Origin of the sequence: Pseudomonas sp. PS01303 (assembly GCF_029959385.1) — a bacterium.
In the GTDB taxonomy this organism is placed as follows: Bacteria; Pseudomonadota; Gammaproteobacteria; order Pseudomonadales; family Pseudomonadaceae; genus Aquipseudomonas; species Aquipseudomonas rustica.
Map to the genome: position 1 here is coordinate 1 of NZ_JASCPK010000216.1, position 6919 is coordinate 6919.

Consider the following 6919-nt stretch of genomic DNA (forward strand, 5'->3'; position numbering starts at 1 on the left):
AATGACCCAAAGAATGCATCCCCCTGTAGGAGCTGCCGAAGGCTGCGATCTTTTGACTTTGATTTTCAAGATCAAAAGATCGCAGCCTTCGGCAGCTCCTACAGGGGTTAGGCGAGCAACTGGCGGACGGCGAGCAATAGGAGGAAATGCGCGGGATAGAGGGCGTAAGCCCAGCGACGCATCGGCGGCGGCTGCAGATGTCGCTCATGTCGCAACAGGAACATTCCGAGCACTGGCGCAAACAGACACGCGGCAATCCCAAGAATGGCCACGCTACTGCCGAACCTCGCCGAGTCGTAAAGCACTAGCCATTGATTCGCTGCGAGGCATACCAATCCCGGCAACAGGCTGAAATACCACGGCCGACGAAACACCAGCAGCATTGCCAACGGCAGCACAACACCGAAGAACCCGAACATCAGCCGCTCCGGGAAAACCATCGCCAGCACCAGCGCAGCAACACCGAGCAATCGCGACATCACCGAGGGATCCTGCCAGCCCCGCGCCACCAGCAGCCCCAGCGCCAGCGTCGGCATTACATTCAACGTATCCGGCTCGGGAATGTACAACCGATACGGAATCTCACTCACCGCACTGAACAGCAACAACCACCCCAGATAGCGCCATTCCATCTTCCGCGAACCATCGCGCGAAAGATTCGCCGCCATCGCCAGGCAAAACCATGGAAACGCCAGCCGCCCCGGCACGTACAGCCAATCGGCGGAGAACCCGACATATCGCAGGTGATCGAGCAACATGCTCAGCAGCGCCAGCCACTTGAGCAGATCCAGCGCGCCGTCGCGTTTTCTCAGGTGCATAATCGGCCTGCATCCTTGTAATGTTCAGACAGCGACATCTCGTGTGCTCCCCGGAAGATCTTCGGTAAAGTGCGCACCATCATTGACCACGAGCCTTCACAAGAGTCTCGACCACGGAAGCCGGCCATGACCGACAAGAGCCAACAATTCGCCAGCGACAACTATTCCGGTATCTGCCCTGAAGCCTGGGCTGCCATGGAACAGGCCAACCACGGCCACCAGCGCGCTTATGGCGACGATGAATGGACCGCGCGCGCGTCCGACCATTTCCGCCAATTGTTTGAAACCGACTGCGAAGTGTTCTTCGCCTTCAACGGCACCGCCGCCAACTCGCTGGCCCTGTCGTCGCTGTGCCAGAGTTACCACAGCGTGATCTGCTCGGAAACCGCCCACGTCGAAACCGACGAATGCGGCGCCCCGGAATTCTTCTCCAACGGCTCGAAGCTGCTGATCGCCGGCACTGAAAACGGCAAGATCACCCCGCAGTCGATCCGCGAAGTCGCCCTCAAGCGTCAAGACATCCACTACCCGAAACCGCGCGTGGTCACCCTGACACAAGCCACCGAAGTCGGCAGCGTCTACACGCCGGAAGAAGTTCGCGCCATCAGCGCCACTTGCAAGGAACTGGGCCTGCACCTGCACATGGACGGCGCGCGCTTCTCCAACGCCTGCGCCTTCCTCGGCTGCTCGCCAGCGGATCTGACCTGGAAGGCCGGTGTCGATGTGCTGTGCTTTGGCGGCACCAAAAACGGCATGGCCGTGGGTGAAGCGATCCTGTTCTTCAACCACAAACTGGCGGAAGACTTCGACTATCGCTGCAAACAGGCCGGGCAGTTGGCGTCGAAAATGCGCTTCTTGTCGGCCCCGTGGGTCGGCATCCTCGAAACCGACGCCTGGCTGAAATATGCGCGCCACGCCAACCACTGCGCGCAATTGCTCGCAGAACTGGTCAGCGACATTCCCGGCGTCGAACTGATGTTCCCGGTGCAGGCCAACGGCGTGTTCCTGCAACTGTCGGAACCGGCGATCGCCGCGCTGACCGCGAAGAACTGGCGCTTCTACACCTTCATCGGCAAGGGCGGCGCACGCTTCATGTGCTCGTGGGACACCGAAGAAGAACGCGTCCGCGAACTGGCACGCGACATCCGCGAAGTCATGTCCGCCTGACCTGACTCCTGCGCACTGATCGTTCCCACGCTCCGCGTGGGAATGCCTCCCGGGACGCTCCGCGTTCCATCCCCAGACGCTAAACACCGCTATGACGCAGAGCGTCAATGGCTGCATTCCCACGCAGAGCGTGGGAACGATCTTCGGCCGAGGATGACTTTTCCCACCGTAATACCAGACTTCTCTTCTAGCGCGATCATCCCACCCGCCTCACCCTTATCGTTCCCACGCTCTGCGTGGAAACGCCTCCCGGGACGCTCCGCGTTCCATTCCCGTCGCACCGCAAGATTCAAGGAAGAATCCCATGGGCCGAAGCCGCTACACCATTACTGAAACCGACAAACCGCATTTCCTGACTTGCACGATCATGGAGTGGTTGCCGTTATTCATCCGCCCGTACATCGTCGACCACCTGCTCAACTGCTGGCGTTATCAACAGACCCACCATGACTTGAAGCTGTACGGCTACGTGATTCTGGAAAACCATCTTCACTTCGTCGCTCAGGCGCCCGACCTGAGTAAATGCCTCAGCCAATTCAAATCTTTCACCGCGCGACAAATCATCGATGATCTGCAAAGCAAAGGTGCCGACAAAGCTCTGCAACGCCTGCGCTTTAGCAAACGCGCACATAAGCAGGATCGGGTGTACCAGTTGTGGCAGGAAGGTTCACACGCAGAAATGGTCTACAGCGAATCGGTGATGCGTCAGAAGCTTGAATACATCCACAACAATCCAGTGAAACGTGGATATGTGGACTTGCCAGAGCATTGGCGTTATTCGAGTGCCAGGGACTACGCGGGAATGCCGGGGCTGATTGGGGTTCAGTGCTGGTATTGATGGGACGCAGAGCGTCCCGGGCTGCATTCCCACGCGGAGCATGGGAACGAGCAAATTGAGTCCGCCCGACCTCCGCACTGATCGTTCCCACGCTCCGCGTGGGAATGCCTCTCGGGACGCTCCGCGTTCCAGCCTCACCACTGTCGACATCCTTAACACCGCTATGACGCGGAGCGTCGACGGCTGCATTCCCACGCGGAGCGTGGGAACGATCATGGCGGAGACAGCGTTACCTGATCTGCTTGGTCTACATTGTCTGTCGAGCCCTTCGCTCACATAACAATAAGCAGGAGCATCGGCATGTCGTTACAAGGCAAAACCCTGTTCATCACCGGCGCCAGCCGTGGCATTGGCCGTGAGATTGCGCTGCGTGCCGCGAGGGACGGGGCCAATATCGTGATTGCGGCGAAAAGTGCCGAACCCCACGCCAAACTGCCCGGCACCATCCACAGCGTCGCCGCTGAAGTCGAAGCGGCGGGTGGCAAGGCGTTGGCGTTGCAGGTGGATGTGCGTGATGAGGATGGCGTGCGCCAGGCTCTCGCCCAGGCCAACGAACATTTCGGCGGCATCGATGCGCTGGTGAACAACGCCGGGGCGATCAAGTTGACCGGTGTGCAACACATCGAACTCAAGCGTTTCGACCTGATGCACCAGATCAACACCCGCGCGGTGCTGCTGTGCAGCCAAGCCGCCCTGCCCTATCTGAAGAAATCCTCGGGACACATCCTCAATCTGTCGCCACCGCTGAATCTGGCGAGCAAGTGGTTTGCACAGTTCAGCCCCTACACGGTGACCAAGTACGGCATGAGCATGCTGACGCTGGGGATGAGTGAGGAGTTTGCCGCGTACGGAATCAGCGTGAATTCGTTGTGGCCGCAGACGATGATTGCCACGGCGGCGATTGAGTTTCAGTTGGGGAACCGGGAGTCGTTCAAGCAGGCGCGAACGCCAGCGATCATGGCGGATGCGGCGCATGTGATTCTGGATAGCCGCGATCGGCAGATCACCGGGCGGCTATTGATCGATGAAGAAATTTTGCGCGAGAGCGGCGTGACTGAGTTCAATCACTACCGGTTTGATCGGGAAAGCGAGGCGGCGTTGATGCCGGATTTGTTTGTTGACTGAAAAAGCCCCCTCACCCTAGCCCTCTCCCAAGGGAGAGGGGACTGATTGGGGGATATTTGAGGATTTCGCCGACATGAAACTGCTTTGCCGAATCCACAATCGATAAGGTCTTTCAGGTCGATGTAGAGCGCCAGACACCTCGGTCGGCCCCCTCTCCCTCTGGGAGAGGGCTGGGGTGAGGGGCAAGCCGTACGCAAAAATTCGCCCCCCTCAAAACTCGATACGCACATCACCTTTAGGCACACTGCAGCACGACAAAATAAACCCTTCGGCCTCGTCGTCCTCGGTAATCCCGCCGTTGTGCTCCATCTCCACTTCGCCGCCCAGCTTCAGCACCTTGCACGTCCCGCAAATCCCCATCCCGCACGCTTTCGGAATCATCAACCCAAGTTTGGCCGCCGCCGCATGTACGGTCTCGCCCGGTGCCACACGGATGCTCTTGCCGGACGAGGTGAATTCGACCTGATGCAGATCGGCGATATCGATTTCCGGCGCATCGGCTGCCTGTTCCGCCTGCTCCACCGCATCGGCACGGGCTTCCGGCGGCGTGGCGCCGAACGATTCCTCGTGATAACGCGACATGTCGTAACCGGCCACTTCCAGCAACCGCTTGACCGCATTCATGTACGGCGTCGGCCCGCAGCAGAACACTTCGCGCTCAAGGAAGTCCGGCACCATCAGTTCCAGCATCTTGTGGTTCAGGTAACCGCGATAACCGGCCCACGGCTCACCCAGGCCGTGCTTTTCACAAATCAGGTGCAGGCTGAAGTTGTCGATCCGCGACGCCATGTGCTCCAGCTCGCGGTGGTAAATGATGTCTTTCGGCGAGCGCGCGCTGTGGATAAAGGTCATGTCGACGTTGGCGTTGGTGTCGTAAAACCAGCGCGCCATCGACATGCACGGCGTAATGCCGACGCCGCCGCTGAGATAGAGGACTTTCGGGCTTGGGAAGTCGATGGCGTTGAACAGCCCGACGGGCCCGTGCACCGCCAATTCCTGCCCTTCATGCAGCGTGTCGTGCAGCCAGTTCGAGACCTTGCCGCCCGGCACGCGTTTGATCGTCACCGAAAAGCTGTACGGCACCGACGGCGAACTGGAAATGGTGTACGAACGCATGATCGGCTGGCCTTCGATTTCCAGCTCCAGGGTCACGAACTGCCCGGGCTTGAAGAAGAACAGGATCGGCTGGTCGGCCATGAAACAGAAGGTGCGCACGTCCCAGGTTTCCTGGATGACTTTGACGCAACGGACGATGTGTCGGCCATTGGCCCAGGTCTGGGTGGTGACCGGATTCAGGAAGCTGTTGGACATGCTGTTCTCCACGGCCGACTGTCGGCCTCATGTCGGCGATTCTGCGTATAGCGCGAACCGCCCGTTTACCTATCCGCGACATCGGCATACTTATCGCGACCAGCCCCCAACCACCGGGGGTTGCGCGTCGGGAACAGATTGCATCATGTCGCCCATGGATAAGGTTGCGCCCCGCGCCGGGCCCACACTCGCCCCAACACCAAGACAGATTCTTTACACCTTGCGTAGCCACTTTGCAGCACCCCTGATTAGCCACATTCGCCGGCCACGTAGAGGGCCATGAGGATCACATCGATGGACGTCACCGCAAAAATCAGCCTGGGCGATCCGCTGGAACCCGCACGCAAGGCCACCGCACAAATGCTCCAGGAGCGCGAGCGCACCTTTTCGCTGCCACAACCGTTCTACAGCGACGAACGACTCTTCGATATCGACATGCAGGAGATTTTCCAGAAAGAGTGGTTGATTGCCGGCATGACCTGCGAAATTCCGGCCAAGGGCAACTACCTGACGCTGCAGATCGGCAAGAACCCGATCATCGTCATCCGTGGCGCCGAAGGCGTTGTGCATGCGTTCCACAACGTCTGCCGCCACCGTGGCTCGCGCCTGTGCACCAGCGAGAAGGGCAAGGTCGCCAAACTGGTCTGCCACTATCACCAGTGGACGTACGAACTGGACGGTCGCCTGTTGTTCGCCGGCACCGAAATGGGCGCCGACTTCGACATGAAGCAGTACGGCCTCAAACCAGTCAACGTGAAGACTGCCGGTGGCTATATCTTTATCAGCCTGGCGGAGAACCCGCCGGCCATTGATGACTTCCTGTCGACGCTGAACCATTACATGGAACCGTACGACATGGAGAACACCAAGGTGGCGATCACCACCACCTTGATGGAAAAGGCCAACTGGAAACTGGTGCTGGAAAACAACCGCGAGTGCTACCACTGCAACGCGTCGCACCCGGAACTGCTGAAAACCCTGCTGGAATGGGACGACGTCACCGACCCGCGCGCCGATCAGGCGTTCAAGGATCACGTCGCCGCCTCCGCCGCTGCCTGGGAAGCCGAGAAGATCCCTTACGCCCACGCCAGTTTCGGCCTGCGCAACCGCATCGTGCGCATGCCGCTGCTCAAAGGCACAGTGTCGATGACCCTCGACGGCAAACAGGGCTGCGCGAAACTGATGGGCCGGATCAAGAATCCGGATCTCGGCTCGATGCGCATCCTGCACCTGCCGCACTCGTGGAACCACTGCATGGGCGACCACATCATCGTTTTCACCGTGTGGCCGATCAGCGCGCAGGAAACCATGGTCACCACCAAGTGGATTGTGCACAAGGATGCGGTTGAGGGTGTGGATTACGATGTTGATCGCATGCGCCAGGTGTGGGATGCGACGAATGATCAGGATCGGCGTCTGGCTGAGGAGAACCAGCGCGGGATCAACTCGACGGCGTATCAGCCTGGGCCTTATTCGAAGACCTATGAATTTGGCGTGGTGAATTTTGTTGATTGGTACAGCGAGCGCTTGCTGAACAACCTTGGGGCCGAGCCTGCGCCTTACCTCAAAGGTGTGCCTGTCCAAGGATAAAGCAAAAGCTTCGCGGGCAAGCCTTGCTCCTACAATTGGAATGCGTCCCCTTGTAGGAGCAAGGCTTGCC

The 6919-nt window shown here is 59.2% G+C and carries 6 protein-coding genes; 4 read left to right on the top strand and 2 right to left on the bottom strand.

What is annotated here, in order from left to right:
* Window positions 1-107: 107 nt before the first annotated feature.
* On the bottom strand, window positions 108-818 hold the full coding sequence (locus QMX93_RS29010; RefSeq protein ID WP_282359002.1) for a TraX family protein: 711 nt from the start codon (window positions 816-818) through the stop codon (window positions 108-110).
* A 126-nt stretch (window positions 819-944) separates the two neighbouring features.
* Here QMX93_RS29010 and QMX93_RS29015 point away from each other — a divergent pair, with 126 nt between their 5' ends.
* From QMX93_RS29015 to QMX93_RS29025, 3 genes are all read left to right on the top strand, one after another.
* On the top strand, window positions 945-1985 hold the full coding sequence (locus tag QMX93_RS29015) for a low specificity L-threonine aldolase (RefSeq protein WP_008084160.1): 1041 nt from the start codon (window positions 945-947) through the stop codon (window positions 1983-1985).
* Between the two features lie 304 nt (window positions 1986-2289).
* Window positions 2290-2823 (top strand): transposase, encoded by a 534-nt coding sequence (locus QMX93_RS29020; protein WP_282359003.1) that lies wholly within the window; start codon window positions 2290-2292, stop codon window positions 2821-2823.
* 300 nt (window positions 2824-3123) lie between these two features.
* Window positions 3124-3948: an NAD(P)-dependent oxidoreductase gene (locus QMX93_RS29025; RefSeq protein WP_282359004.1), complete on the top strand. Its 825-nt coding sequence runs from the start codon at window positions 3124-3126 to the stop codon at window positions 3946-3948.
* Between the two features lie 210 nt (window positions 3949-4158).
* Here the strand turns inward: QMX93_RS29025 and gbcB are convergent, their stop codons facing one another.
* A complete protein-coding gene (gene gbcB, locus QMX93_RS29030) occupies window positions 4159-5259 on the bottom strand; it encodes a glycine-betaine demethylase subunit GbcB (RefSeq protein ID WP_053124547.1) in 1101 nt (366 codons plus the stop codon).
* A gap of 294 nt (window positions 5260-5553) precedes the next feature.
* On the opposite strand from gbcB, the gene gbcA reads away from it, so the two are divergent.
* Window positions 5554-6849, top strand: a complete 1296-nt coding sequence (gbcA, locus tag QMX93_RS29035; protein ID WP_053124549.1) for a glycine-betaine demethylase subunit GbcA — start codon at window positions 5554-5556, stop codon at window positions 6847-6849.
* Window positions 6850-6919: the final 70 nt, after the last annotated feature.